The sequence below is a fragment of the Psychrosphaera haliotis genome, assembly GCF_009728465.1.
Classification (GTDB): Bacteria; Pseudomonadota; Gammaproteobacteria; order Enterobacterales; family Alteromonadaceae; genus Psychrosphaera; species Psychrosphaera haliotis.
Genome location: NZ_WOCD01000003.1, coordinates 573,811 through 600,192, shown reverse-complemented (window position 1 = coordinate 600,192; position 26,382 = coordinate 573,811). Strand labels below are relative to the sequence as shown.

The 26,382-nt window shown below is 40.3% G+C and carries 20 protein-coding genes and 1 pseudogene; 16 read left to right on the top strand and 5 right to left on the bottom strand.

Going from position 1 to position 26,382, the window contains the following annotated elements; genetic code table 11:
• Window positions 1–36: 36 nt before the first annotated feature.
• Complete coding sequence (locus tag GNP35_RS07590) at window positions 37–3,084, bottom strand: TonB-dependent receptor (RefSeq protein ID WP_155695541.1); 3,048 nt, start codon at window positions 3,082–3,084, stop codon at window positions 37–39.
• 441 nt (window positions 3,085–3,525) lie between these two features.
• Here GNP35_RS07590 and GNP35_RS07585 point away from each other — a divergent pair, with 441 nt between their 5' ends.
• Window positions 3,526–6,162, top strand: coding sequence for a pullulanase-associated domain-containing protein (locus GNP35_RS07585; RefSeq protein ID WP_155695540.1), 2,637 nt, complete (start codon window positions 3,526–3,528; stop codon window positions 6,160–6,162).
• A complete protein-coding gene (locus tag GNP35_RS07580) occupies window positions 6,146–6,457 on the top strand; it encodes an early set domain-containing protein (RefSeq protein WP_155695539.1) in 312 nt (103 codons plus the stop codon). Before GNP35_RS07585 ends, GNP35_RS07580 begins: the two co-directional genes overlap by 17 nt.
• Window positions 6,458–6,673: 216 nt before the next feature.
• Here GNP35_RS07580 and GNP35_RS15295 read toward each other — a convergent pair whose 3' ends face one another.
• From GNP35_RS15295 to GNP35_RS07570, 3 genes are read right to left on the bottom strand one after another with little or no spacing between them, the layout of a single operon-like run.
• Window positions 6,674–6,826, bottom strand: a complete 153-nt coding sequence (locus GNP35_RS15295) for a DUF5989 family protein (RefSeq protein WP_230961336.1) — start codon at window positions 6,824–6,826, stop codon at window positions 6,674–6,676.
• The gene (locus tag GNP35_RS07575; RefSeq protein ID WP_155695538.1) at window positions 6,826–7,269 is read right to left on the bottom strand and encodes an SxtJ family membrane protein; all 444 of its coding nucleotides are present in this window, start codon (window positions 7,267–7,269) and stop codon (window positions 6,826–6,828) included. The genes GNP35_RS15295 and GNP35_RS07575 overlap by 1 nt, the downstream gene beginning before the upstream one ends.
• A gap of 48 nt (window positions 7,270–7,317) precedes the next feature.
• Window positions 7,318–9,153, bottom strand: a complete 1,836-nt coding sequence (locus GNP35_RS07570) for a carbamoyltransferase family protein (RefSeq protein WP_155695537.1) — start codon at window positions 9,151–9,153, stop codon at window positions 7,318–7,320.
• Window positions 9,154–9,304: 151 nt separating this feature from the next.
• Between GNP35_RS07570 and GNP35_RS15290 the strand changes: the two genes are divergently transcribed.
• From GNP35_RS15290 to GNP35_RS07520, 11 genes are all read left to right on the top strand, one after another.
• On the top strand, window positions 9,305–9,562 hold the full coding sequence (locus tag GNP35_RS15290) for a hypothetical protein (protein ID WP_196492457.1): 258 nt from the start codon (window positions 9,305–9,307) through the stop codon (window positions 9,560–9,562).
• A complete protein-coding gene (locus tag GNP35_RS07565) occupies window positions 9,495–11,135 on the top strand; it encodes an SGNH/GDSL hydrolase family protein (protein ID WP_155695536.1) in 1,641 nt (546 codons plus the stop codon). Before GNP35_RS15290 ends, GNP35_RS07565 begins: the two co-directional genes overlap by 68 nt.
• A gap of 2 nt (window positions 11,136–11,137) precedes the next feature.
• Window positions 11,138–11,488, top strand: coding sequence for a hypothetical protein (locus GNP35_RS07560; RefSeq protein WP_155695535.1), 351 nt, complete (start codon window positions 11,138–11,140; stop codon window positions 11,486–11,488).
• Window positions 11,470–12,603 carry an SGNH/GDSL hydrolase family protein gene (locus tag GNP35_RS07555; protein WP_230961335.1) on the top strand — a complete coding sequence of 378 codons (1,134 nt, stop codon included), beginning with the start codon at window positions 11,470–11,472 and terminating at the stop codon, window positions 12,601–12,603. The genes GNP35_RS07560 and GNP35_RS07555 overlap by 19 nt, the downstream gene beginning before the upstream one ends.
• The gene (locus GNP35_RS07550; protein WP_196492456.1) at window positions 12,590–12,976 is read left to right on the top strand and encodes a tetratricopeptide repeat protein; all 387 of its coding nucleotides are present in this window, start codon (window positions 12,590–12,592) and stop codon (window positions 12,974–12,976) included. Before GNP35_RS07555 ends, GNP35_RS07550 begins: the two co-directional genes overlap by 14 nt.
• Window positions 12,977–13,085: 109 nt before the next feature.
• A complete protein-coding gene (locus tag GNP35_RS07545; RefSeq protein ID WP_155695532.1) occupies window positions 13,086–17,321 on the top strand; it encodes an alpha-1,6-glucosidase domain-containing protein in 4,236 nt (1,411 codons plus the stop codon).
• 163 nt (window positions 17,322–17,484) lie between these two features.
• Window positions 17,485–18,186 carry a VC0807 family protein gene (locus GNP35_RS07540; RefSeq protein WP_155695531.1) on the top strand — a complete coding sequence of 234 codons (702 nt, stop codon included), beginning with the start codon at window positions 17,485–17,487 and terminating at the stop codon, window positions 18,184–18,186.
• Window position 18,187: 1 nt separating this feature from the next.
• The gene (locus tag GNP35_RS07535) at window positions 18,188–18,625 is read left to right on the top strand and encodes an alpha-glucosidase domain-containing protein (protein ID WP_155695530.1); all 438 of its coding nucleotides are present in this window, start codon (window positions 18,188–18,190) and stop codon (window positions 18,623–18,625) included.
• On the top strand, window positions 18,604–20,694 hold the full coding sequence (locus GNP35_RS07530) for a TIM-barrel domain-containing protein (RefSeq protein ID WP_155695529.1): 2,091 nt from the start codon (window positions 18,604–18,606) through the stop codon (window positions 20,692–20,694). The genes GNP35_RS07535 and GNP35_RS07530 overlap by 22 nt, the downstream gene beginning before the upstream one ends.
• A 112-nt stretch (window positions 20,695–20,806) precedes the next feature.
• Window positions 20,807–21,673, top strand: coding sequence for an alpha/beta hydrolase (locus GNP35_RS07525; protein ID WP_155695528.1), 867 nt, complete (start codon window positions 20,807–20,809; stop codon window positions 21,671–21,673).
• A 109-nt stretch (window positions 21,674–21,782) separates the two neighbouring features.
• Window positions 21,783–22,091, top strand: coding sequence for a hypothetical protein (locus GNP35_RS07520; RefSeq protein WP_155695527.1), 309 nt, complete (start codon window positions 21,783–21,785; stop codon window positions 22,089–22,091).
• Here the strand turns inward: GNP35_RS07520 and GNP35_RS07515 are convergent.
• Window positions 22,081–22,593 carry a hypothetical protein gene (locus GNP35_RS07515; protein ID WP_155695526.1) on the bottom strand — a complete coding sequence of 171 codons (513 nt, stop codon included), beginning with the start codon at window positions 22,591–22,593 and terminating at the stop codon, window positions 22,081–22,083. The two genes, GNP35_RS07520 and GNP35_RS07515, sit on opposite strands and share 11 nt — an antisense overlap.
• 377 nt (window positions 22,594–22,970) lie before the next feature.
• Between GNP35_RS07515 and GNP35_RS07510 the strand changes: the two genes are divergently transcribed.
• The 3 genes and pseudogenes from GNP35_RS07510 (at window position 22,971) to GNP35_RS07500 (ending at window position 26,375) form a co-directional block, all read left to right on the top strand.
• Complete coding sequence (locus tag GNP35_RS07510; protein WP_330997778.1) at window positions 22,971–24,425, top strand: MFS transporter; 1,455 nt, start codon at window positions 22,971–22,973, stop codon at window positions 24,423–24,425.
• Window positions 24,426–24,497: 72 nt separating this feature from the next.
• On the top strand, window positions 24,498–25,085 hold the full coding sequence (locus GNP35_RS07505) for an NADPH-dependent FMN reductase (RefSeq protein WP_155695524.1): 588 nt from the start codon (window positions 24,498–24,500) through the stop codon (window positions 25,083–25,085).
• Window positions 25,086–25,335: 250 nt separating this feature from the next.
• Window positions 25,336–26,375 (top strand): annotated as a pseudogene (locus tag GNP35_RS07500) (LacI family DNA-binding transcriptional regulator).
• Window positions 26,376–26,382: the final 7 nt, after the last annotated feature.

The following is a 26,382-nucleotide window of genomic DNA, read 5'->3' as shown; positions in this document are numbered from 1 at the left end:
GCGACAGTTTTCATTCATGGAAAAATCAATATTGGGTTAGAACTTAGCGTTCAGACCAACATAGAATTGGCGACCAAAGTACTGAAGCGTACCGGTAGCTGCCTGATTACCAAAGTAAGAACGATTAGGCTCATCTGTAAGGTTATTTACAGAGAATACACCTTGTAGCTCTTCTGTGAATTGATAAGACGCTTGGAAGTCAACAACTAGCTCTTCTGCGAAGTAAGCTTTTTGCTCATCACCAATGGCAATCTGGTTACCAACATACTCTTCACGGTAACGTGCGTTTACACGAGTCGAGAACGTATCGTCGTAATCATAGAATACCGTTGCAGACCAAACACGTGGTGAAAGGAATGGGTAAGGTGTTGTTTGATCACCAAGACCAGATACTGCTTCAAATTCAGACGTTACTTCACTGTCCGTGTAAGAGAAGCTAGCTGCTACGCCTAAACCTTGCCACATATCCGGTAGGAAACTGAACGTTTGCGTGTATGCAACTTCAGCACCGCGGAAATAACCGCCTTTACCGTTATTTAGCAATACAGAGTAGTCACCTGAAACAACTGGAACGCCATTATTATCTACCGTTGGGGCAGTAATACCGTCGGCTTCAAAGTTGTAGTCTTGAATAGTTACTTTCTCAGGGAAGTTCTCAATGTCTTTGTAATAAAGAGCAAAGATAATTGCGCCGTCTGTTTCAACAAAGTAATGCTCTAAAGAAAGATCAAACTGAGTTGCATAGAAAGGACGAACTTCTGGAGAAGTATCACGGTTTAAATCCGCTTCTTTTACAGAAGGGTCAAACTCGTCTGTATTATAAGACCATGCACCACTTACCGCCATGTCACCCATATTAGGACGAGACATAACTTTTGCAGCAGCAAAACGAAGTTGATCTTGATCTGTTAACTGGAAGTTTAAGTTAATAGATGGCAAAACGTCAGTATAATCAATACCTAGAGTAGTATGTTTATAAACCGTTTTAGTTACACCAAAGTCATCTGTAATTGGGTCACCATCATTTTTAATGACCGGATCTTCAACACCGATTGCACTTTGGTCAGTGTGAATAACACGCACACCAATATTACCAGTCATTGGCAAACCAAATACTTCTGTATCTAGATTAGCTTGGAAGTAGGCTGCAAGTGTTTCTTCTTTGATTTCACTTTCTTGCCAAATCGTCCAGTCATAACGCCAGTCTTTACGTGCTTGCGTGTCTTCATCACCTAACCAAACACCTTCAATATAGCTGTTATCTACAGAAATAAATGCAGGGAAGTTTGCAAAGTCACCTTGCAATTGAACAACTTCGTAATCACCATCTTGAAGTTGGTAAGGACGGAATGTTTCACTTTCAATTGGCTCACCATTTTCATCATAACCTAAGATATAGTTACCATTACGAAGGTTTACACCGTATCCAGCGATATCTGCATAGTTATAAGCTTGACGAGCACTCTTATACTTACGGTCTGCCCAACGAACACCCGCTTCAATTGAAGAAATGTGATCGCTATCTAGCGTGTATTTAAAGTCTACACTTGCAGAGTTTGATTCGTTGTTTTCTAAATGTGGGTACTTTTCTAATGAACCAACCATCATGCGGTTAGGATCAGTTAGCGCATTTGTCACATCTGGGTTAAACGACAAGCTTGGCAGGTTTAATCCGTTAGTTTCAAAGTTAACAACAATGTCATCGGTTACAACAGGGTTCATTGCAGATGCGTCTTCAAATATAGCTAAACGCATTACTTCGTCACGGTAATCAGATTCACCCTCAGAGTGAGAGATATCAAAATCAACCACTAGGTTATCATTAACAACCCATTCAGCGTTTACACCAAACGACATAACTTCACTTTCTGTCGTGTTGTCATCTGCTTGAGTTTGCAATGTTAGAGTATTGCTAAAACGAGGGTAAGGAGGGTTATCGTTTACATCGCCACGGTCACGATAATAAGAACCGCCAACTAAGTATTCGCCGTTATCACCCGCTAAGATTGGGTTTTCGAAATCGATTGATGAACCATCTAAAATAGAACCGATACCATTTATACGGTAACCACGGTCAATACCTTCTGAGTCAAACTTAGAGTAAAAACCGTCTGCTTTGATAGTAAGAGAGTCATTTGGTCTAAATGAAATAGAGCCCATTAAACCTTGACGAAGTTCTTCACCACCACGAGCCATTAGCTCGAAACCTTGTGGAACAACATAATTACCAGACTCTGTACCGTCTTGAACGCCGTTTTCATCGTAAGTTGGTAGCGTTAAACCACCATCTTGCGCGCCGTCAAAAGGTAATACGCCTAAACGAGGTTGATAATTAACAAACTGGGTAGAAATACGAGGTTGTTGCAAACGAGCGTAACCTAGAGATACGCCAACCGTATCGTCCATGAACTTACCTTGGTAAGCCACACTAAAACGGTTGCCTAGCGGATCTGCATCTGGATGCTCATCTGCTGAGTCGTTGTAACTCATTTTAGTTTGTATTGCGAACGTGTGTTGTTCTTCGTTATCTAGAGCGTCAGCTGTCTGCAATTCAATAGAACCTGCAACACCGCCTTCTACTAGAGAGGCTTTTTGAGATTTGTATACTTGAACTTGATTAATTAATTCTGATGGGTATTGATCAAACTGAACAGAACGTCCACCTTGGTCTGTAACTACTTCACGGCCGTTTAGGGTTGCAAATACAAAACCGCCTGACATACCACGAATGTTTAATTCACTAGACTGACCGCCTGAACGAACAGCAGTAACACCTGGTAGTCGAGAAATTGCATCGGCGATAGACACGTCTGGAAGTGCGCCCATATCATCGGCTGATACGGCTTCTACAACGGTATCTGAATAACGTTTTGTATTTAGAGATTTAATAAGGCTGCGTCGGAAACCGCGAACTTCGATTACTTCAACATTTGATTCTTTTTCTGCTTCTGCTTTAGCTTTTGCCTCAGCAATTGCCTTTTTTTCTTTGTCGGTTTCTTCTACCGCAAAAGATGGCATCGAAGCGATAGTGACGCCGCCCAGCATTAAAGCTAGCGTAAGCGCACTTGGCTTGAACTTTTTCATGTGTGTTCCTCAAAACAAGTTGTTGTTATGTTTTTGAAGAGTGTGATTTCGCTTATCGGACTAAACAATTCACTTTAATAGCGTTTATATACACTTATATAACGTTTATTTTTTTTGGCAACGTATGCAAAGATAAAGAGTTGTTAATAAATATACAAGCGCCCATTGGTACGCATACGTATTCATGCGGGGTGCATATATAACAGTATATACAAAGGCTCGGGGGTTGTTTAAATTTGGCAGGTTGAGTGTATTGCAATCAACGTTTTTCGGACCGGTAATTAAAAGGTTGTGACCAGGCAACACCAATCACAACATTATAATAAATATTAACAGGGTTAATCAATTACCTACACCTCGCTATTAAGCCGTGAGCGGGTGGACAACATACTTTAAATAGCACCTAAAAACTAAAACACTAGTTAATTGGAGTTATTTCCTATGAATTTTAAGTTAAAGCCTTTGTCGCTTGCTGCATTAGCGACAGCTACAGTCTTAAGTGGTTGTGGTACAGAGGAAGAGACGATACAAAAGACTACCGTCTTTGATGCAGAATCAAATACAGGTCTTTGGTGTAAATCACCAGATATCGTTCAAACCGTAGATGCGGATTTTCATCCGCTAACAGACGCTGAAGTGGCTGCACTTGAGACTGTTGCGTTATCTATTACCGATCCTGACAATGCATTCAGTGACGCTGAAAAAGAAACTTTTAAATCTTCGTTTAATGCCTATGAGTTTGATTACGGTACTTATGACCTATACCAAACACTGGGTTTGACGAAAGAAGAAGAAGCTCGTCGTGTAATTGCCAAAGAAGAAGCTCGTCAGTTTAAGATTGATCAAAAACAAGATATTATTTTCGGTGACGATTTTGATACTTGGTTTGACGCTTGGTTTGAAACTGTCCCATATACAGATTACCTAGGTAATTCTCAGCGCCTACCAAAAGCGGCACTAGGTTTGGAGTTAGCACTATCTGCCTCTAATAACGGCGAAGAAGCGTGTTACACACCGCCTACAGATTGCCCTAATTATCAAATGGTTGATGAGTCTGGTAAATACAACTGTATTATCCCTGAAGAAAATCCAATTGAAGATGTGCCAGCACTTCCGCAAGATGTAATTACAGCTGCCGCTACTGGTGAAAAAGCCGTAGTTTTCTTCCGTAAAAACGGTGAGCAAGTTGGTTCTAACTATGAAAACATTACTATTCATAGCTGGAATGATACAAACTGTACCGCCTACAATGAAGAAACGTCTACAACAGCTTGGGGCTCAGGTTTAGCCGCTACTGATATCGACGATAACTACGGTATGTACTGGATTCTTGACCTTCAAGAAGGTCACGACTCATGCGGTAATATGATCGTTTATAATAAGAGTACTGGCGACAAGTTTATTACTCAAAATGACGGCATGGTTCCACTTGGTAAAACAGGTGATGTTGTATTCCATAACTTAGATAAAATCTCATTTTATCAAGAAGGTTTCCCAGCTAACTTACTAGATGGTGCTTACCTTGCAAACCAACACCCATTCTTTGGTGCAGCTGCTGGCGGAAAGTCATGTGGTTGGGGTACATCATTAGATGAAGCGGGTGAAGCATGTTTAGGTCAAGTTATTGAAAACTGTCCTGAAGGTACTTATGCAGTTGGTGTAGGCCAAGTTGATATTGCTTCTAAATGTGTAGCAGAATTTGATCCTGAAGAAACGACGTTTTTATTACGTGGTGGATTTAACGGTTGGGGTAATCCAACTGAGGGAACTGAATTTGAAAAAGTAGCAGCAGGTGAATATCGTAAAATCTTTACTTACGGTGACCACCCTGAAGACGCGGTTTTAGAGTTCCCTGCGGACGCATCTGTTGAAGTAATGACAGAAGCTGGTGCAACACTTACATTTGTGCAACCTGTTGATGAAGAGGGTGAAAATGTTGATGTCGTTTTAGATTTAGATAACATTCCAGCGGACACGATACTGACATTAGCTGATGGCACTGCTATTACTTTAGCTGCAGATAACAATATGTTGATGTTACCTGAAGGTGCAGAAACGCCAGAAGTTGCTGAGTTAATGTTTGCTATCCCAGCAAGCTCTAAATTAACGCTAGCATCTGGTGCTAACCACGCTGATTTCGCATGTACAGAAGACTGTGTAACTGCATATAGCTTTAAAATTGCTGATGCGGATTGGTCTGAACCAGCTTCTTACGGTGGTGTATCTGGTGGTGATGCGCTAGAAGTAGGTGGAAACCCTAAACCTCTAACTGCAGGTGAAGGCGTTGGTCAAGATATTGGTATCAAAATGCAAGATACGAGTCTTTACCAATTCAAACTTATGGGAGCATCTGCTAACGAGATGACTCTAGAAGTTGACCAAGTTCCAGTTAATGCATTCCCTAATCTGCTATTAGGTGACTCAACTATCGCAATGTCGTATAAAGGTGATGGAGTGTATCAAGCTCTTAAACAAGAGCTTGAAGCTGGCACTTACACAGTTGCATTTGTTGATGAAGGGAATGACTTTGCATTGGGTGCAGATACAGTTAATACAGCCAACGTTAATGACGAAGTAATGTTAAAAGCGGACGGCGGTGTTGTGACTGTGACTATTGCAGAAACTGAAAAGTATGACTTCTTACTAGACCTGTCAGATACGGCAGAGCCTTCGTTTAAAGTTCAACCGTCTAAGCCTTTAGGCGCAAACGTTGCATTTATTCGTGGTTCAATAAATGGTTGGGGTGCACCAGCATCTGATGAAATCATTTATAATGAAGACTCAGTTTCGTACTCTGTGATTTATGGTTTAGAAGCTTCTACAGACGCACATGCATTTAAATTTGCTTCTGAAGATTGGTCATCAGTAGACATTGGTTATGGTGCAGTTACAATTTCAGATGATGCTGACGCGATTGCGATCACAGAAGCTGGCGGTAACATGCAGATTGTTGCCGATGAATCGACATCTTACAAGTTTGAGTTAACTTACGATGCTAATGACTTTGAATTAAAGCCAGTATTAAAAGTTTCTAAACTTCCTATCTTTGTTTCGTGGTGGTATGAACGGTTGGGGTGAAGTTGATAAGATGTCTTTCAACGCAACGGATCCAGCAGAAAAAGAAGCGGGCCATGAGTACACAGCAACGTTAAGTCTTGGTGCTGATAATGTATTCTTTAAAGTAGCGACAGGTGATTGGGCTACCATTAACCTTGGGTCTGCAACTGACGGTGTTGAAGCGCTAGCAGTTGATACACCAGTGGTTCTAGGTGGCGCGAATGACAACAACTTGTCATTTGACCCAGCAGCAGCCGGTGACTTTAAATTTATCTTTAACGATAAAACGAAAACGTTGACAATATCTAACGACTAATTTGTTAGTAAACGTCAATTTTAAAACCCAGCTTCGGCTGGGTTTTTTATTGCTCGAGTTTTATATTCGTTCGTTATACAGCTGTTTCTTTTGGATGGCGAAAACCTAAGCAGTAGGCAATAAAAAGCCCATGGGTTTATTCATGGGCTTACATTTGTATCGAGAGTGTCATTTAGCTTAAGCAATACCTAAAATATCGTACTTAAAACACCTTTCTTAAAATAAGGTGTAAATGAAGCTTGCTAATGCACTTTGCTGAGTAGCAACAACAAGGCCACCTAGTAGACTTAAAATAACAATAATCGGTAATAACCAAATCTTTTTACGGACGCGTAAAAACGCCCATAGGTCTGACATAAATTCCAACATTAAAAAGGATACTCCAGGTTCTTTTTATCTGATTTTGCCTCAACCTTTACGTAATTAGAAGGGGCGTTTTGACTTGATTTTTGGCTGATTTTAGTTTGGTATTGAAGCTTGCCAAAAAGCTTTAAAATAAAGCCAATAGGTGCAATTAAAAGATAAAAGCATAGTCCTAAAATAATACGAGTATTAAACCAACCAATAGCCCCTGCAATAGTCATCCAAATTCGATGCGGTAGCCATAACCACGCCGGCTTCAACAAATATAAGCTCATTAATACTAAGCTGATAACCAAAGGCCAAACCTGCCATGCATAATTAAATAGCCAAGGTAATATCACTGAAAAAAACAGCGGAAACGCCCAGCTTATGGTTAACGCAAACTCTTTCAGTTCGGGTACTGCAGGCTTGCTTTTGTGTTGCATTAAATTCGATTTATTAATTTTCATAATTTAGTTGTGACTTCTTGTGTGAGTCCCTTTAAGTTCTATTCAGGCTTAGTCTCTGTCAAATTTGGTCTGTTTTGCCAAAGTAATGGCAAACTCTGGCTGATCAGTTTTTTTAAGCACTACATTATTCATGACTAAGTAATCCATTTCCGTTGCCAAAAAGCAGCGAATAGCATCAGCAGGGGAACAAACTGGTGGCTCACCGCGAACGTTAAAGCTTGTATTCACAACGACTGCACAGTCTGTTTTTTCTTTAAAAGCAGAAATGAGAGCATGAAATTCAGGGTTAGAGTCAGCGTGTACCGTTTGAATTCGTGCTGAATAATCAACATGTGTAATGGCGGGCAAAGTAGAACGTTGTTGTAATAGCTTATCAATACCAAATAAGGACTCGTCGGTTTGCAGTCGAAGCGCCTTTTTAACATTCGCCACTAACAACATGTATGGGCTTGCGCATTCGTGCTCAAAGTATTCACTCACGTCTTCTGCTAATACTGCTGGAGCAAAAGGTCTGAAGGATTCACGGTATTTGATTTTTAAGTTCATGGTGCTTTGCATTTTGGTATTGCGTGGATCGCCAATAATGCTTCGATTACCAAGCGCCCTAGGTCCAAACTCCATGCGGCCCTGAAACCAACCCACTACATTGCCTTGTTCTAATAGGTTGGCTGCAAAAGAATACAAATCCTCTTGGACATGAGCGGTTAAACCTTTGTCTTTGACCGCACTAAGCACATCTTCATTGCTATATGCCGGGCCTAAATAGCTCCCTTGTTGACTGTCTTGGTTTTTGTTGACGCTTCTTTTGCCGTCAAAGTAATGATGATAAGCCACTAAAGCTGCGCCGAGTGCGCCACCTGCATCACCTGCAGCAGGTTGAATCCAAATGTTTTTATATGGACCTTCACGTAATAAGCGACCGTTTGATACACAGTTTAAAGCTACACCGCCCGCTAGACAGAGGTTGTCACTTGGTGCCAAGGTATATAAATGCTTTACTATTTTTAGAACAATCTCTTCCGTTACCACTTGGATAGAGCGCGCTAGGTCCATTTGTTTTTGTGTTACTTCTGCATCATCAGGTTGGCGCGGCCCGCCAAATAAGTCAGCAAACTTACTATTTGTCATGGTGCTGCCAACGGCAAAATCAAAATAACTCATATCTAAATGAAAGCTGCCGTCATCGTGCAGGGTTACAAGCTTCTCTAAAATGATATCAACGTATTTAGGTTCGCCGTATGGCGCTAAACCCATTAGTTTATATTCACCAGAATTAACTTTAAACCCGCAGTAATAAGTAAACGCGGAATAGAGTAGGCCAAGGGAATGTGGGAATTGAATTTCCCATAAAGGCGTTAATTGATTTCCATTTCCTTTCCAAGCAGTGGACGTTGCCCATTCTCCAACACCATCAAGGCAAAGCACAGCGGCATCCTCATATGGCGATGGGAAGTAGGCCGAGCCAGCATGCGATAAATGGTGTTCTGAAAAAAGAAGTTTAGGTATTGGGTTTTTTTTGTCGAGTTCAGCTAATTGTCTAAATTCACGTCTTAAAACGGTCTTCAGGTACAGTTTTTCTTTTAGCCAAACAGGCATAGCTCTAATGAAAGATCTGATGCCGCGAGGCGCATTTGCAAGATAAGTTTCTAGTAAACGCTCAAACTTAAGTAATGGCTTGTCATAAAAGATAATAGCGTCGATATCGGCTAATTTTACATTGCCTTCAGCCAGACAGTAATTAATGGCTTGTGCTGGAAAACTAGGGTCATGCTTAAGTCTAGTAAAGCGCTCTTCTTGAGCCGCAGCTACAATTTTACCATCTACAATCAGTGCCGCTGCGCTGTCGTGGTAATACGCAGAAATTCCTAAAATACGTGTACTCATTAAACCCCAAAATTCCTTTATAAGTCATCTTATTAAATCGTGACATTTTTAAGCAGTATATAGCATTTTACGCTTGCGGGAATAGTGTCAATTGGATAACGTTACAGGTTAATTCTGGTATTTTTCTCACCTTAACAAACGAGTGTTTTTAGTGAATTCAAACAAGGCCGTTAAAGCAGCAAAACCTCTCTTTTATTTTATTGCGATTCTTATTCCTATTGTAGTGTTTATTGCTGCGGAAATGGTATTAAGAGTATTGAACTATGGTGTTCAAGAACCCTTGTTTATTTCAGCTCCGAAGAGCGTCAATAGCAGTTTGTTAGAGGCGTCAGGTGAAACAAGTGAATATCTGCAGCCAAACCCAAACCTTATTCATCGATATTTCTCTTCACCAGAAACTCGCCCCTAATGTCAGCCCAGATACGGTTTACTTTAGGAAAAAGAAAAGCAATGACACATTTCGAATTGTTATCCAAGGAGGCTCAACAGCCGCTGGGTTTCCTTTTGGTCGATTTGGCTCGTTGCATGGCATGTTGCAACAACGTTTAAAAACAGCTTATCCAGACAAGAATATTGAAATTATAAATACCGCGATGGCGGCGGTTAACACGTTTACCTTAGTAGACATTCAAGACGAAATAATAGAGCTAGAGCCTGATCTAGTTCTCATTTACTCAGGTCACAATGAATATTTAGGTGTGTTAGGCGCGGGTTCTGTTATGGGATCGCAAAGTAGTTACGGCGCAACACTGATATATTTAAAACTAAAGTCGCTGCGTTTATTTAAGTTACTAGAGTCCACCTACGCTCAGCTGGTGCTTGAGGGAGACAAAAACAATTCAGGCGATATTAAATCAAACTCATTAACATCAGAAAAAGAGACAAGCACGGAGTCACGTTCTGTGATGGCACAGGCGGCTAAGGGCCAACTGATTGAACTAAATGGCGATGTTTATAATCAAGGGCTGGAGCAGTTTAGCGGTAACCTTGATATGTTGCTGAGCAATTATCAACAAGCTGATATTCCGGTTTTGATTGGTAATTTAGTTAGTATTGAACGAGGTTTAAAGCCGTTTGCTGCCAGTGACTCCAATCTTTATTCGAATGCACAAAGTGATTTTGATAGTGAAAATTATGACGCCGCAAAACAAGGTTATGTGAACGCAAAGGACGACGACCAATTACGTTTTAGAGCGCCAAGTGCATTTAACTCAATGATTGAAAACAAAGCCAAGCAATACGGTGCAACGCTAGTGGATGTTTACGGCCGTTTTGAGCAGTCGAGTAACAATAAAATACTAGATCACACATTGTTGTTAGAACACGTCCACCCCACTAAGCTTGGTTACTTTTTATTAGCGGATGCCTTTTACCAGAATATAACGGAAACTCTAGGCAAGCCTGAAAATGAGCTTTCCGAGGCTGATGCGCTTTTTTGGTCGCCTATCAGTGAGCTAAATGAAAAATATGCGGAATTAAAAATTGCCAGTTTAACCAATGGTTATCCATTTACCGATACACCCAAAACAATGCCTAAATTTGTGCCGGAATCTGCATTGGAGCAGATTTTGTTAAAGCGCCTAAAAGGTGACAATTGGTTATTACTGCAACAGTCTCTTTTAAGATTATATATGCAGCAAAACAACTTAGCGGAGGCTGCAAAAGTAGCCGGTATTATTGCTGATGCCGTAACTGTTTCAGCAGAGAGTCATAACACGGCGGCCAAGTTATTTAGACAATCAAATCAATTGGGTTTAGCTAGGTATCATCAAAACCAGGCACTTAGACTAGAGCCAGATTTTGAGAAGTATAAAATGAACTTAGCGTTTGATTTATTTTTGGCAAACGAGTTTGATGCGAGTTTGTTGATATTAAATGACGTGAAAAAAACAACAAAAGACATGGCGCGGGTGACCTTCTTTTTGCAAAAAGTAGAGTCAGCAAAGTCCGCCTATAAAAAATTACAGCAGTCATCGGAGTAAAAATGGCATCATCGTCGTCGAAAGTTTGGTTATTTAGAACGATTACCGTTTTGCTGCCATTTGTTATTTTATTACTGTTAGAGGTAGTGTTACGTGGTGTAGGTTTTGGCCAAAGTGTGCCTCTATTTATAAATAATCCGCAAGCGCCAAGTTACTTATTACCTAAACCTGACGTTGTTTCGCGATATTTTTCTGAGCCTTCAGCTGGTCCTGACGTGACCATTGAAACTAACTTCTTTTTAGCTGAAAAACCAAAAGATGGATTAAGGATTTTGTACAAGGCGGTTCGACGGCAGCTGGTTTCCCTTATGGCTTTGGCGCGTCAATTGCTGGCATGTTGGATTATCGGTTAAAACAATCTTACCCAAATAGAGAAGTGGAAGTTATTAACACCGCTTTATCTGCAGTAAATAGTTATACACTGCTGGACTTTGCTGATGAGATTATTGAGCAAAAACCAGACGCAGTGCTTATATACGCGGGACACAATGAGTTTTTAGGCATCATGGGCGTAGGCTCTACTTATTCGGCGTACAGTTCAAGAAGTGCGAATTTGATGTTTCTTAAACTTAAAAACCTTCGATTATTTCAATTAATGCAAAGTGCTTATGACGGCTTAACGAGTGCCAACAACGACATAAAAAACAGTGCCGATAGACAATCACGAACGGTAATGGCGAAAGTGGCAAAACATCGCAATATCGATATTAACAACCCGTTGTTTAGTGCTGGTATTGAACAGTTTAATGGCAACATGACATTGTTATTAGATAAATATAAGCGAGCGGGAATACCTGTGTTTTTGAGTACTATCGCCAGTAATTTAGCAGACCAACCACCATTTGAGTCAACGGATATTGAGGACGAGTTTTTACCAATGTTGCGCAAGCCGCCTGAACAGTGGTCGGCTATTGAGCAAAGTATTATTGAAAAACAAGCGAGTAAATACAGCAGCGCTCAAGTATATTTTTTACTTGGAAAAGCGCAACTAAGCCAAAGACAGTTTAATAAAGCAAAATTGAATTTTGAGTTGGCTCGCCAGCATGACTTACTGAGATTTAGAGCACCGCTTGAAATGAATCAAATAATCAGGCAATTAGCGGCGGATGAAAATGTCACCTTAGTAGATGCAGAGCATAATTTAACTAAGGTAGCGGAGCACGGCATTATTGGTAGAAGCCTAATGCTAGAACATTTGCACCCAACCATTAAAGGGTATTTTGAGATTTCTAATACGTTTTATGAAACGTTAGTTGCTTCACCTCAGCTACCAAAGGTAGTTAATAAAGTAGGGCGTTTTGCAGCGCAAAGTGAGTTGCCAATTTTTGATGCGGAAATATATAAAGGTCATGCAGCCATTGCGGGTTTAATGGCGGATTATCCATTTACTTCAGAGCCTACTTCTAAACGATTACCTCCAGTAACAAATGCAGCAGAAACGAATGGGCTTAAAGATGGTTCAAAATAAAATAAGTTGGCTTGATGTGGCACAAGCAGAACTTGAGCGAGCGAATAAAAACAAGCAACCTAAACAATTGGCAAAGGCTGCCAAATTGATGTCAGACGCTATGCCTTATAATGCGGAGTTTGCTTTTCAAGCCGGCAGCGCTTTGATTTTTAGTAAACAATCGGCGCAGGCCATTCGCTATTTGAGTCGTTCATTAAAACATAAGCCAAACTATATTAATGCGATGTTGGCCATGGCACATGCGAATGCAGAACTTAAGAATCTGAAGCAAGCTAAGCATTGGCTTTTGGAAGTTAAAAAGATTAATCCTAAAAATAAAGTAGTGGCTGATAACCTCAACGAGCTGGAAAAGGCACTCAACGCAAATAAATAATTTACATACGTATTCAACAGATAGTTGACCTCGTTCTTTTATAGTAGGGCAATAAAAATAGATACGCCTACTAAATAATAATAAAGAATAAATTCAACAGGAATACAAAATGTCAAATAAGTCATGGCTCAATCGCACTATGCTGCTTTCGGCAGTGTCAGTTGCGTTAACCGCTTGCGGTGGTGGAGGCAGCAGCGACGATGTCTCTCCATTACAGTGTACGGCACCTAAAGTATTAAACGACGCAAAAAATGCCTGTATTACTCCAACCGTTGAGCCTGAAAACTCAGCCCCAGTATTTACTTCTCTAGCGTCACTAAGTGTTGAACAAGGCATAGTGAATAGCACGGTTGTTTATACTGCCACTGCTAATGACGTTGACGGTGATACCATTACTTATGCGCTTGCTGATCCTAAAGCTGCTTTCACCATTGACGCCAATACAGGTGCAATCAGCGTTACTGACACATCTAAATTGTTGGCAAGTGATTCCGCTAATTATCAAATGACGATAACGGCGACAGATGACGGCTCTCCGAGCAAGTCTGTGTCATTAACAGTAGCGGTTACTGTGACTGAAGCAGTAGTAAACGTTCCTGCTCCATCTTTAAAACCAACAGACTCACAGGGTGCTATTTACTATTACCGTGATGATGGTGACTACACTGGGTTTGCTCTGCACGCTTGGAATGATGAGACTTGCGATGGGTACGCTCAATTTGAATCGCCGGGCTCTACTGGCGCTACAGGCACTGAATGGACTGCTGGATTAGCGCCAACGGATACAGATGAAAACTATGGTGCGGTGTGGTTATTTGATACAAAGGCCGGCGCAACCTGCGCCAACTTCATTATTCATAATGGCGATAATAAAGATCCTGACACGGATCAAAAGCTAGCTTTAGAAGATGATAGGTGGTCATTTGTTGTGTCTGGTGTAGGTGTATTTACCGCGCCTGAAGATGTGTCTTTGGAAGCTCCTTTTCAAATTCAAAACGCGTCAGCTCATTGGGTCAATGAAAATACCATTGTTTGGAATGGCACCAGCGACAATGTAAAACTATTGTGGTCAATGGACGGCAGTTTAGACAACAGCTTTTCTACTGCTAATAGCCTAACGTTAACGAAAGTAGACTTCCCTGAAAGCTTAGAGGAAGTAGTTCCACACTTATCAACGTGGCAAGCTTACTCGTTTAGTGCAACTGACGCACAACAACAAGAGTTAGTGAAAAGTCAGTTAGTACTTGCCTCATTTGATAGCAATGACGAGCCTGAGTCTGCGACTTATATTCAGTTTGCAAAAGCGTTTGACGATATTTACACATCAGGCAGCGATGATGCTGATGAGCAGCGCTTAGGGCTGTTTTACAATGCCAGTGGTAATATTGAGCTCAATGTTTGGGCGCCAAGTTCACAAGAGTTAAAACTAGACGTATTTGACTCCAGCAAAGAGCGAGTTGAGTCGCATGTAATGACTGAAAATACTGAAACCGGTATTTGGCATTTTGAAACCGATAGCTCAATGAGTTACGACCGTTTGTATTACCGATTATCAACTAAGGTTTATCACCCTTTAACAAAGCAAGTTGAAACTTTGTGGTCAACAGACCCTTATTCAGTAAATACATCGACTAATGGCCGCTACTCTCAGTTTGTGAATATGACCGATGCTGATTTGTATCCAGCAGGTTGGGTTGGGCACGTTGCTCCTACCGTTGAATATCCTGAGCAGGGCGTCTTACTAGAAGCTCATATCAGAGACTTTAGTATTCGTGATGAAAATACGACCGTTGCTAATCGTGGTAAATATAAAGCCTTTACTGAGTCTGGTTCTGATGCAATGACGTACTTGTCAGAATTAACAGATGCAGGTGTTACTCATTTCCATATGTTACCCGCAAATGACATTGCCACTATTGAAGAAGATGCCTCTAATCGCATTGACTTAACCAATACAGTTGAAGAGTTGTGCGCAAAAAATAACAAGGCACCTGTATGTGGCGTTGAGTTAGATTCAGACACGCTAATGGATGTATTAAAAAGTTATGACCCTGCTACGGAAGACGCTAAAAACTTAGTGGAGAGCATGAGTGGTTTTGATGGTTTTAACTGGGGTTACGATCCTCACCATTTTAACGTGGTTGAAGGTAGTTATGCTTCTACTCCTGAAGGCGTTGCAAGAATAAAAGAATTCCGTGAAATGGTATTAGCACTGCATGATACGGGACTTCGAGTTATTCTAGACGTTGTTTATAACCATACTAGCGCGTCGGGTGTTTATGACAATTCAGTATTCGATAAAGTTGTACCTGGTTATTATCATCGTTACAACGAAGTGACAGGTCTAATTGAAACTTCTACTTGCTGCGACAACATTGCCACTGAACACAAAATGATGGACAAGTTTGTAGTGGACTCTGTGGTTCATTGGGCTGAGCATTATGGTTTAGACGGTTTTCGTTTTGACGTAATGGGACACTTACCTTCACAGCTATTGCTTGATAGCCGTGCAGCCGTTGCGGCAATCGACGCCGATACTTACTTTTATGGTGAAGGTTGGAATTTAGGTGAAGTCGCGAATGACCGTTTGTTTAAACAGGCGACCCAGTACAACCTAGCAGATTCAGAGATTGGTACCTTTAACGACCGTCCACGAGACTCAATTCGTGAACAAGGTTTAGGGCAGGGCAACTTAACCAAGTCTGATCATATTCGATTAGGATTAGCAGGCACGTTACAAAACTATGAATTAGAAGATCAGTCAGGCGTGACTAAAAAAGGCATTGTTTATGACAAGTCTTCTTATGCACTAGACCCAGCTGACATTATCAATTACGTATCAAAACATGATAACGAAACACTTTATGATTACCTGCAATACAACTTTAATGCGGATACAACAGCGGCAACTCGAACGCGAGTTCACATGTTATCAGCGGCTATTCCGTTAATGAGCCAAGGCATTCCATTTTTCCAATTAGGTGTCGATAAAATTCGTTCTAAGTCAATGGACCGTAACACTTATGATTCAGGCGATTGGTTCAATTTTGTTGATTACACCAATGAAAGTAATAACTGGAATGTGGGCTTACCAATTGAAAGAGATGCTCAATATAACGTAGCGCAAAGCGCCAATGCTAACGCAGCGGTTGCGATGTCTGATATTCAGCTTTCTAGCTCGGTATTCAAAGAGTTTTTGAGTATTAGAAGTGCCAGTCCACTCTTCAGTTTAACCACTGAGCAGGACGTTATTAATCGAGTAGGTTTCCATAACACTGGACCAACCCAAACGCCTGGTTTAATTGTTATGAGCATTGACGATGGCAATGGTGTTTCAGATATAGATGATAGTGTTGATGCAATTGTCGTTGTTGTAAATGCAACGGATGCTTCTCAAAGTCACTCAGTGAAAACAGCAAGCGGATTTACATTACATGATACGCAACTAAATTCCGCCGATACGATTGTTCGTAGTGCAAGCTTTGCTGAAACCTCAACAGAAGGAACGTTTACTGTTCCGGCTCACACTATTGCGGTTTTTGTAAAAGCACAAGCGGGTGCACAAGGACCAGGCTTAGCCACTGACCCAGACAAAATTGCATCACCGTACAACGACACTATTATGGGTGTTGAAGGTATTACATCAGGAAGCTTTACTGCTTTTGAGTACGATGGACGTGGTGTTTACTCTGGTTCAATTACTTTAGATGCAGGTAGTTATGAGTTTAATATTGGCGATGCAACATTAGCGACTGAAAACCTAGCATTTGCTGATGTTTCAATTGATTCTGAGTCACTTACAGTTATTGAAGGTACAACAGAAAGCTTTGGTATTACCGTTACTCAATCAGCGTCATATAACGTTACGCTAAATGTTGAAGCTGCAACGCCAGTATTATCAATCACGTTAGGAAATCTATTAGTTTCTTGTAGTTTAGCTGACTCAACGGATGCTGCGCCGTTTGATATTGCTGGTGATGGTAGCTTATATGTTAAAGGTGACCATTCAGGTTGGAACGCAGTAAGCGATTACCAACTTAAATACAAAGGTAATAACATTTACCAAGCTGTGGCTAGTTTTGATGGCAATATGCAGTTTAAATTAGCATCTAGTGACGGTGATTGGGCAACACAATTGTGGGTTCCAAATTCATCAGGTGGTGTTGAAATGGCAAACCTAGCCGTGGGCACAGAACATGTTGTTGCTTACAACAATGGTGGCACTGACAATAACTCAGCAAATCTGGCGGCAGGGACATACAGCTTTAAATTAACATTGAATGAAGCAAACCCGTCACAAGGCGCTGATGTAGGTACGCTTATTATTGAGCAGTGCTCAGAGTAAGCCTCACCTCTAGAGTGACGATTATATAAATATAAAGTATTAGAAGCGGCCTTAGGGTCGCTTTTTTATAGCCTAATAATTAAGTTAGCTTCTCGCACTTATTACGATGCTAAGGTAATATCGGCCACAGAGTCTAACTAAATATGCAGTATGAAAATCAAATATGACAACGCAACCAACAAAACCTAAAAAGAACAATACGTTCCTTGAGCTGATATTCAATATTATTATTCCATCATTGATATTAATGAAGTTGTCGGGAGATGAATACTTAGGCACGGTTAACGGACTAATAGTGGCGCTAGCGTTCCCAATTGCTTATGGCATTTATGACTTTGTGCAATCTAAGACTTTCAACTTTATCTCGTTGTTGGGTTTTTTAAGCACCTTGTTAACGGGCGGTATAGGTTTGTTTGAGCTAGACGCAGAGTGGCTGGCAATTAAAGAAGCGGCTATTCCAGCCATTATTGGTTTAGTGGTGCTCGTTTCTGGCTTTAGTGGAAAGCCTTTATTGGCCAAGCTAATGCTAAACCCAACGTTGTTTAACTTAAATTTAATTTATGACACGTTGGCTGAAAAGGGCAATGTAGCCGAGTTTAAATCTAAAATAAACACCGCCAATCACTTGTTAGCCTCTACTTTTGTTTTCTCCGCAGCGGCAAATTACATCTTGGCTAAGATGATAGTGACAAGCCAAGCGGGCACCGTTGAGTTTAATGAGCAGTTAGGTGAAATGACGTTAGTGAGCTACCCAGTCATTGCTATTCCATCATTAATAATGCTGATTGGTATTATGATATACGTTGTTAAAACCATTACCCGTTTGACAGGCCTTAAATTCGAACAAGCTTTAAATCAGGAATAATATGCGTTTCGTTAGTTTTGTCTTTGTTGTTTTATTCGCTGCTACGCTCTCTTTTGATGCGATAGCGAATAAAACCTATGTTAGCCACTCTTTAAACGGTCATACCCTAACTGTGGTGCACAGTGAAGGGAAAATTGACATCACAGCTCTGCACGACAACGCCTTTGAAATTAGACCATTGGCGAACCCGTTTGTACGAGCTGACTTTCCAAGCTTCGCTAAAGACCCAAAGCAAAATTATCGACCTAAACTCAAAGTAATAAACAGTAAAAGTTCGCTGGCTTTTTCAACTAATACGCTGAAAGTTACTATAGACAAAGCAAGCATGCAGCTTTCTTATTTTAAAAATGAACAACATTTATTATCGGAAGAGTCTGGCTTTTTGGCTCTCATGCGTTGCAAGGTTTTCGGTTTAAGTTGGATGAAACTGAACGCTTAATGGGAACGGGCGAACGAGTATTAGGCATGGACCGAAGAGGGCACAAGTTGCCACTCTATAATCGAGCTCACTATGGTTATGGCACTCATTCTGAGCAAATGAACTTTAGCATTCCCGCAGTTATGTCTTCTAAAAAATACATTGTTTTGTATGACAATCCGGCTAAAGGTTTTATCGATCTTGGCAAAACCGAATCTGACATTTTACAGTTTGAGTCTGATGGCGGGCGTCAGGCTTATATAGTAGTCGCTGGTAACGACTATCCTGATTTGATTCACCAGTACGTTAAAGTAACAGGCACACAACCTTTGCCTCCGCTTTGGGCGTTTGGCAATCATGCCTCCCGATTTGGTTATCGCAATCAAACAGAAGTGGTTGAAACGATTAAATCCTTTAGGGAAAAAGACATCCCCGTTGATTCAATAATTTTAGATTTGTACTGGTTTGGTAAAGACATACAGGGTCATATGGGTAACCTTGAGTGGGATAAAAGTACCTTTCCTGATCCTAATGCGATGTTAAGTGAATTAAATGACCTAAAAGTGAAAACATCTTTGATCACAGAGCCTTTCATTTTGAATACCAGCAGCCGTTGGCAAGAGGCGATTGAGAATAATGTTCTCACTAAAAACATTACTGGCGACAAGGTAAAAACCTACGACTTTTATTTTGGACATACTGGGCTTATCGATGTGTTCAGCAACGATGCGCAAGACTGGTTTAAAACTATTTACCGTGATATTGCTGCTCAAGGTGTAAGTGGAGTGTGGGGAGACTTAGGTGAGCCAGAAGTACATCCGGCTGATATGTTGCATACACTTTCTGAAGCTGGCATTACCGCTTCTGCGAATGAAGTTCACAATGCCTTTGGACATCAATGGGCAAAATTAGTAAATGAAGGTTTAAATGAAGCAATGCCAAATGAACGTCAATTTATTTTGATGCGCTCAGGTTTTGCCGGCTCGCAGCGTTATGGCATGATCCCTTGGACTGGCGACGTTTCAAGGTCGTGGGATGGACTAAAACCACAACCAGAATTAACCATGCAAATGGGCCTGTTAGGCTTAGCTTATACTCACTCTGATTTAGGCGGTTTTGCTGGTGGTGATGCCTTTGATAAAGAAATGTATATTCGTTGGCTTCAGTACGGTGTTTTCCAACCAATTTATCGTCCACATGCGCAAGATAATATTGCCCCGGAACCTATTTTTCATGATGAAGAAACCCAACAAATAATAAAACGTTTTATAACGCTTCGTTACCAGTTGCTACCTTATTTATATTCCATGGCGTATCAAAATTCGATGACGGGTTTACCGTTAATGAGACCTATGTTTTTTGAAAATGATACGCCAGAGTTTCAAACTGAAACTCAACAGTTTATGTGGGGCGATGCGTTTTTAGTTAAGCTAGTGGCTGAGCCCAATTTAGCGTCAATAAAGGTTAAATTACCAAAGGGTCAGTGGACAGATTTTTGGTCCAAACAAGTTTATCAAGGTGGCCAGGAGATCGAGTATCCGTTATCGCTAAATACAATTCCGGTATTTGTTAAAGGCGGATCTATTGTGCCAATAACAAATGCAATTATGACAACGGCTGATTACTCTACGGAATCTTTAAACCTTGATGTGTATTACGATCAAAGCCAGCTATCAATCACTGCGACTATTTATAATGATGACGGTATTTCTCAAGACTCTTTAGCAACCGGAAAATTTGAAAAGCTAGTTGTTAATGGCGCGGCTCATCAGTTGAAGGGCCGTCTACGTTATGCAATGAGTTTGGAAAGGCAACTTGGTGCAGGTAATGGTTATCCGGGTATGCCTCTTAATCGAACGTTTAATATAACCGTTAATCATTGGCCAACAATGCCAATCTCCATTGACGTAGCAGGCGCTGAAATAGCGCTGTTTAATAGTAAACAAGAGTTTAAGCTCGCGCAGCGTGGGGCTTTTTATAACAAGGCTTTACAGCGTATAGAAATTAAGTTTGATTGGAATGCTGATATACGAGGTGCATCGGCGGCTAAAAAGTTAGCAAACGATAAAATGATGATGACTATTCGTTAATTTATTGCGATTAACCTAAGTAAGTTAAGTAAGTTAAGCAAGTTAATTTAAGCTTGATCTAAATAGAGTGAATCGAGCTTAGGCTGCCTTTCAAAGTAAAAGGATTTAAGTTATGAAAAAAGTAATGCAAAGAGCTTGTTTTTCTTTGGTTTTTGTATTGTTTGCTGCCAGGGCAGTTAGCGTTGAGCGTGACCCAAAGGGTCTTGCTGATGTCGTTCACAAAGGTTCTGTCATAATCGAAAATAACGCTGTGTATTTAACATCATTAAAGCGATCTCGAACGTTACGCATTTATCTCCCACCTTCGTATGACAAAAATCAAAGCAAACGTTATCCGGTGCTTTACATGCACGATGCCCAAAATTTATTTGATGACAAAACAAGTTTTGTTGGTGAGTGGGGCATTGATGAAAGCTTGGATGCAATTGCGATGAAGTTTGGCTTTGAGCTGATTGTTGTAGGTATTGATAACCATCCACAAAAGAGGCTCAATGAATATAGTGCGTGGCCACATGAGAAGTACGGTGAGGCAGAAGGATATTTATACATAAAGGATGTTGTAAATGTAGTTAAGCCATACGTAGACAATAAGTTCAGAACCTTAAGTGACAAGCAAAATACTGCGATGTTGGGAAGCTCTATGGGCTCACTCATTACAAACTATGCAGCGGTAAAATATAGTGATGTATTTGGTAAAGCCGGCTTGTTTTCAACTTCATATTGGTATGCACCTGACATTTATGACTTTACGGCGGAGAATATGCCACCGAAAGAAAATAAGTGGTATTTTTTAGTAGGTGAAAAGGAAGGTGTTGATGTTGTTAATAGTCAAAACAAAATGATCGCATTGCTAGCAAAAAATGGCTTTAAAGCTCCAAGTGTTAGGGCTAAGACTGATGTCGAAGGTGAACATAATGAGAAATTTTGGCGTAGGGAGTTTTCTAACGCGGTTATATGGTTATTTAACGTAGATATGTAAACCCGACTTGCGGGTTATCTAAAAGGAACTATGTTTAATAGTAACTTAAGGATAAATTGCAGTGACGTGGCCAAAGGAATGGTCGTAATAACATTTAAAGGATGTCGATATGCAGGTTAAAAAAGCGTGGCAGTTTCTACTGTTTAATTCTGAGAAAGGCTACTACACAGGTTACAAAGGTCCAGAAATGTTTGGCGAATTAGATCGCGCTAGAGTGTTTCGAACGCACGGCGAGGCTCATATGGCGATGCTAGGGCTAAATGTTGTTTTAGAAGTAGAGTCTGTTTTACTTTGGCACAGGACTGATGAAGTTGAGGTGGAAAGCAGTAATCGTTTTTCTGGCTATAACCAAAAAGTGGCCGCTAAGCCACTTAGAAATCATTTAAGAGTGGTTGCTAATAACACGATTAATGAATAGCGGTATTGCCGTTGCCACTATAATTCTCTTTGTATTTAGCTGTCACCAAGTAATCAACAATTTGTTTATTACTATCCACTAGCGCATAACCTTCTACAATATCTTTATTACTTTGTTGTTTTGGCTGGGTTTTAAATGCCCAAATCATATTTTTGTCGTCAGTCTTTTGTTTGAGGTTTTGCCATTTTGAATGTAGGTGTCCAAACGGCAGGTCTGGCGCAATAGCATTTGGATCCTTAATTAACTCACTGTGTTCCACCGATTCAATATTTACCGGCAAAATTAAGTCTTTGTAAGAGATTGCTGGCTTTCTGGCTTTGGGCTTTGGCATTGCTTCAAAGGTAATTAACATCATTACTACTGGCCAGAAACAACTAGTTAAAACCACAGCCGGTATCAATTTTTTTAAGCGGAATGTACTTTTATTTGTCTCTGAATTAGTGTTAAAACCGTACAAAATTAGGCTAACTGTTAACCCTGCAACAAGATATAGAGCAATCATAATTAATACTCCCTCATACGTCCGATAGGGATCATAAAGACTCCAATCCTTCGGACTTAATTATTATTAGTATTTAAGCGGAGTGAGTCATAAATGAAGTCACCCAACAATTAAGATCATTAAGTGTTGCAGTAGTTTTATAAAATGCCAGTTTAAAACTAAAAATAATTATGGATTTTAGGTAAAACCTTGTAACTCCGGACCTTTTATTTTTATTTACTTTTTTAAATTGAATAGCATTATGAGAAGATTTGAATACGTATGTATGGGTTTGTTTGAGCTCCACCTTCGTTATAGTCTGAAGCGTTAATTTAGCGCTGTATAACGCTTTATCAAATTACATAAAAATAACAATAATAGTGCGTCTACAACAGGATATTTATATGAATCAACCGAAACTCTCCTTTTGGCAAGTTTGGAATGTCAGCTTTGGCTTTTTAGGAGTTCAAATAGGTTTTGCTTTGCAAAACGGTAACGTTAGTAGGATTTTATCTGATTTAGGCGCAGACCTGTCATCACTATCCTTATTTTGGTTAGCTGCGCCAATTATGGGCCTGCTGGTACAGCCAATAGTAGGTGCTTTATCAGATAAAACATGGAATGGAATGGGTAGGCGCTTACCATTTATTTTTGGCGGCGCAATTGTTGCGGCGTTGGCAATGGCGTTATTACCCAATGCCGGGCTGTTAGTTGCTTTTATACCGCCAATGTTATTTGGTTTGATAATCTTTGCCATCAAAGATGCGGCATTTAATGTTACGTTCCAGCCTTTCCGTTCTCTAGTATCAGACATGGTACCCAAAGAACAACACAACATGGGCTACTCTGTTCAAACTTTGTTAATCAATATCGGTGCTGTTGTTGGTTCTATTCTACCGTTTGTATTAACGAACGTTATAGGTTTAGAAAACGCTTCTAAAGCCGGTGAAATAGCGCCTTCTGTTGTTTGGTCATTTTATATTGGAGCGACCATTCTTTTAGGTTCAGTGCTTTGGACCGTGTTTAGAACTAAAGAGTATCCGCCAGAGCAATATAATGAGTTCAAGGGATTAAGCCCAGAGGTTACCAAAGCCATTGATGAGCCTAAAGAGCCGTTATTAACTCGTTTAGCTGGTTTTTGGCAGTTACTAAAAGACTCCCCACACATAATGAAGCAATTAGCTGTGGTTCAGTTTTTCTCGTGGTTTTCATTGTTTATTATGTGGACGTATTTACCAGCGGCATTGACCCAAAATACATGGGGCGTTGCAATTGATTGGTTTGACCCAAGTTATCTAGCTGCAAACTCTGTACCTGATGCTATCTCAAAGGCTAAAGGTGCTGCAGGCGATTGGGTTGGTATTTTATATGCTGCTCAAGCATTGTTCTCAGTAGCGTTTGCGGTGGTACTGACAAAACTAGCCAATACATTTGGCAGAAAAGTTGTTTATTCGCTGTCGTTATTGGCTGGTGGTTTAGGTTATATCAGTATGATCATTTTTACTGATCCTACAATTACGACGGTTAACCTTTATATTACCGAAGTTACTGTTCCACAGGGAGCCGTTGGTATTGTCTTGTCTATGATAGGCGTTGGTATCGCATGGGCTGCAATTTTAGCTATGCCTTACGCAATATTAGCCGGCGCTTTGCCAGCGGATAAAACCGGTGTTTACATGGGTATCTTTAACTTCACGATAGCGGCGCCACAAATTATATCTGGCTTAGTAAGTGGCTGGATATTGGGCTCAGTATTCGGCAATGAGGCCATTTATATCATTATGCTCGCAGGCGTATCGATGATTTTAGGTGCGGTTTCTGTATTATTTGTTAAAGACAAAGAAGTAGCTTAGCGTTAGTATTACTTTACTAAGCCCAGCTTTATGCTGGGTTTTTATTAACTAAGACAACGACTAGGGTTAACTATGAACATTACCGTTATTTCAGGAAGTACTCGCAATAATTCAGCAAGTTACAAAACATCGCTGTATCTACAACAGCAATTATTGAGTTTAGATGATAGTAATGATGTCAGTATTTTTGACCTATCAACAGCCAATTTACCAATGTGGGAAGAGTCTTTAGACCTAACAACCTTGTCTAAACCTCAAAGCGAACTTGAGGCGGCTGATGCGTTCATTTTTGTAGTTCCTGAGTGGCACGGTATGGTTCCTCCTGCACTCAAGAACATATTCTTTTTATTCACTGGTGTTTTTCGCCATAAGCCGGCATATATCGTCACTGTATCTGCTGGTTCTGGTGGCCGTTATCCGATTCAGGAAATGCGCTCAACGGTTTATAAGAATACTTACCTCAACTTTTTACCCGTTAATACGGTTATAGACAGAGTTAATAGCATTATTGATGAAGCGGGTTGTTATATTGGTGAAAAGCAATTTGTTGCTAATCGTGTTGATGAAGGTTTACGTCTTTTGTTAGAGTATTCAAAAGCATTTCAGACAATTAGAAAAAGTGAAATTGTACTAGAAAAACGATTCCCTAATGGGGTTTAGTGGCTGATATCGCCAAATACATAATACTTTGTATAAGAAGGCCGCACTTTGCGGCTTTTTTTATTGTAGGAAAGAGCGTTTAACCTTAAAATAAAGCGTCTGAGAAAATCTTCTTTTACCGATCACTAAATCTTTTTGAATACGTATGTATTTCTCCTCTTGTACTTGATTACCTTCTTTAAATATTGTTTACACCCAATCTTTTGCTAGGTACTATTGCTCTATTGTTAATAATACGTGTGAATTATTTGTGAAAGGTAAAGCAACCTCATTTGATATCGCTTATAGCGCCGGTGTTTCTCAGTCTACAGTGTCTCGAGCACTTAGAAATAGCCCATTGGTAAGTGATAGAACGAAAGAAAAAATTCGCCAAATAGCAAAAGAGCTAAATTATACGGTAGATAAAAACGCTAGTAGCTTACGCTCACAAACTAGTACGACATTAGCCTTGTTGTTATTTGAAGATCCCAGTAGCGACGATTCACTCGTAAACCCATTCTTTTTATCTATGTTAGGTAGTATAACCAAAGAGTGCGGAATTTTAGGTTACGATCTTTTAGTTTCATTTCAAGAGTTAGACGCCGATTGGCACTCTGTATTCAAAGACAGTAATAAGGCGGATGGTCTTATCTTACTAGGGTATGGTAATTACTTAGATTATGAATCTAAACTCCATGAACTCGTGAGTCATGGTACACCTTTTGTTCGTTGGGGTGCCGCAACTAAGAGCGTGAACACATGTTCTATTGGCTGTGATAACTTTCATGGCGGAAAACAAATCACCCAGCACCTAATTGATCTTGGACGAAAGAATATTGCCTTTGTAGGCAATGTAGATGATGGTTCACCTGAGTTCATGAATCGTTTTGAAGGCTACAGTGAGGCACTACAAGAAGCCGGGCTTGTTGTTGATGACACCACACAAAGGGATGCCGTTAATACTGAAGGCGCTGGATATGACGCTGCAATCAGTCTATTGGAATCAAAGGTTAAAGTGGATGCAATTGTTGTTGCTAGTGACTTAATTGCCGCGGGTGTATTAAATGCACTTCAATCAAGTGGCCTAAAAGTACCGGAAGAAATTGCCATTGTTGGATTTGATGATATACCCGTTGCAAGATACACACAGCCTGCTCTTACTACCTGTCGTCAGGATTCTGCGCAAGCTGGCGTGTTGTTAGTGGATAAGCTTGTTGAGCTTATAAAAGGTGAACCCATTTCTAACAGCTTCATGAAACAGATTTAATTGTGCGTGATTCGTGTGGTGCTAAATTAAAAAGCAAAATTTAATAGGAAT

Coding starts and splice junctions, on each gene's coding strand:
- GNP35_RS07580 (WP_155695539.1), top strand. CDS start 6,146: ATGAACGGTTGGGGTGAAGTTGATAAGATGTCTTTCAACGCAACGGAT.
- GNP35_RS15295 (WP_230961336.1), bottom strand. CDS start 6,826: ATGTTGGAATTTATGTCAGACCTATGGGCGTTTTTACGCGTCCGTAAA.
- GNP35_RS07560 (WP_155695535.1), top strand. CDS start 11,138: ATGGCATCATCGTCGTCGAAAGTTTGGTTATTTAGAACGATTACCGTT.
- GNP35_RS07585 (WP_155695540.1), top strand. CDS start 3,526: ATGAATTTTAAGTTAAAGCCTTTGTCGCTTGCTGCATTAGCGACAGCT.
- GNP35_RS07525 (WP_155695528.1), top strand. CDS start 20,807: ATGAAAAAAGTAATGCAAAGAGCTTGTTTTTCTTTGGTTTTTGTATTG.
- GNP35_RS07555 (WP_230961335.1), top strand. CDS start 11,470: ATGTTGGATTATCGGTTAAAACAATCTTACCCAAATAGAGAAGTGGAA.
- GNP35_RS07520 (WP_155695527.1), top strand. CDS start 21,783: ATGCAGGTTAAAAAAGCGTGGCAGTTTCTACTGTTTAATTCTGAGAAA.
- GNP35_RS07545 (WP_155695532.1), top strand. CDS start 13,086: ATGTCAAATAAGTCATGGCTCAATCGCACTATGCTGCTTTCGGCAGTG.
- GNP35_RS07540 (WP_155695531.1), top strand. CDS start 17,485: ATGACAACGCAACCAACAAAACCTAAAAAGAACAATACGTTCCTTGAG.
- GNP35_RS07515 (WP_155695526.1), bottom strand. CDS start 22,593: ATGATTGCTCTATATCTTGTTGCAGGGTTAACAGTTAGCCTAATTTTG.
- GNP35_RS07505 (WP_155695524.1), top strand. CDS start 24,498: ATGAACATTACCGTTATTTCAGGAAGTACTCGCAATAATTCAGCAAGT.
- GNP35_RS07535 (WP_155695530.1), top strand. CDS start 18,188: ATGCGTTTCGTTAGTTTTGTCTTTGTTGTTTTATTCGCTGCTACGCTC.
- GNP35_RS07575 (WP_155695538.1), bottom strand. CDS start 7,269: ATGAAAATTAATAAATCGAATTTAATGCAACACAAAAGCAAGCCTGCA.
- GNP35_RS07550 (WP_196492456.1), top strand. CDS start 12,590: ATGGTTCAAAATAAAATAAGTTGGCTTGATGTGGCACAAGCAGAACTT.
- GNP35_RS07570 (WP_155695537.1), bottom strand. CDS start 9,153: ATGAGTACACGTATTTTAGGAATTTCTGCGTATTACCACGACAGCGCA.
- GNP35_RS07590 (WP_155695541.1), bottom strand. CDS start 3,084: ATGAAAAAGTTCAAGCCAAGTGCGCTTACGCTAGCTTTAATGCTGGGC.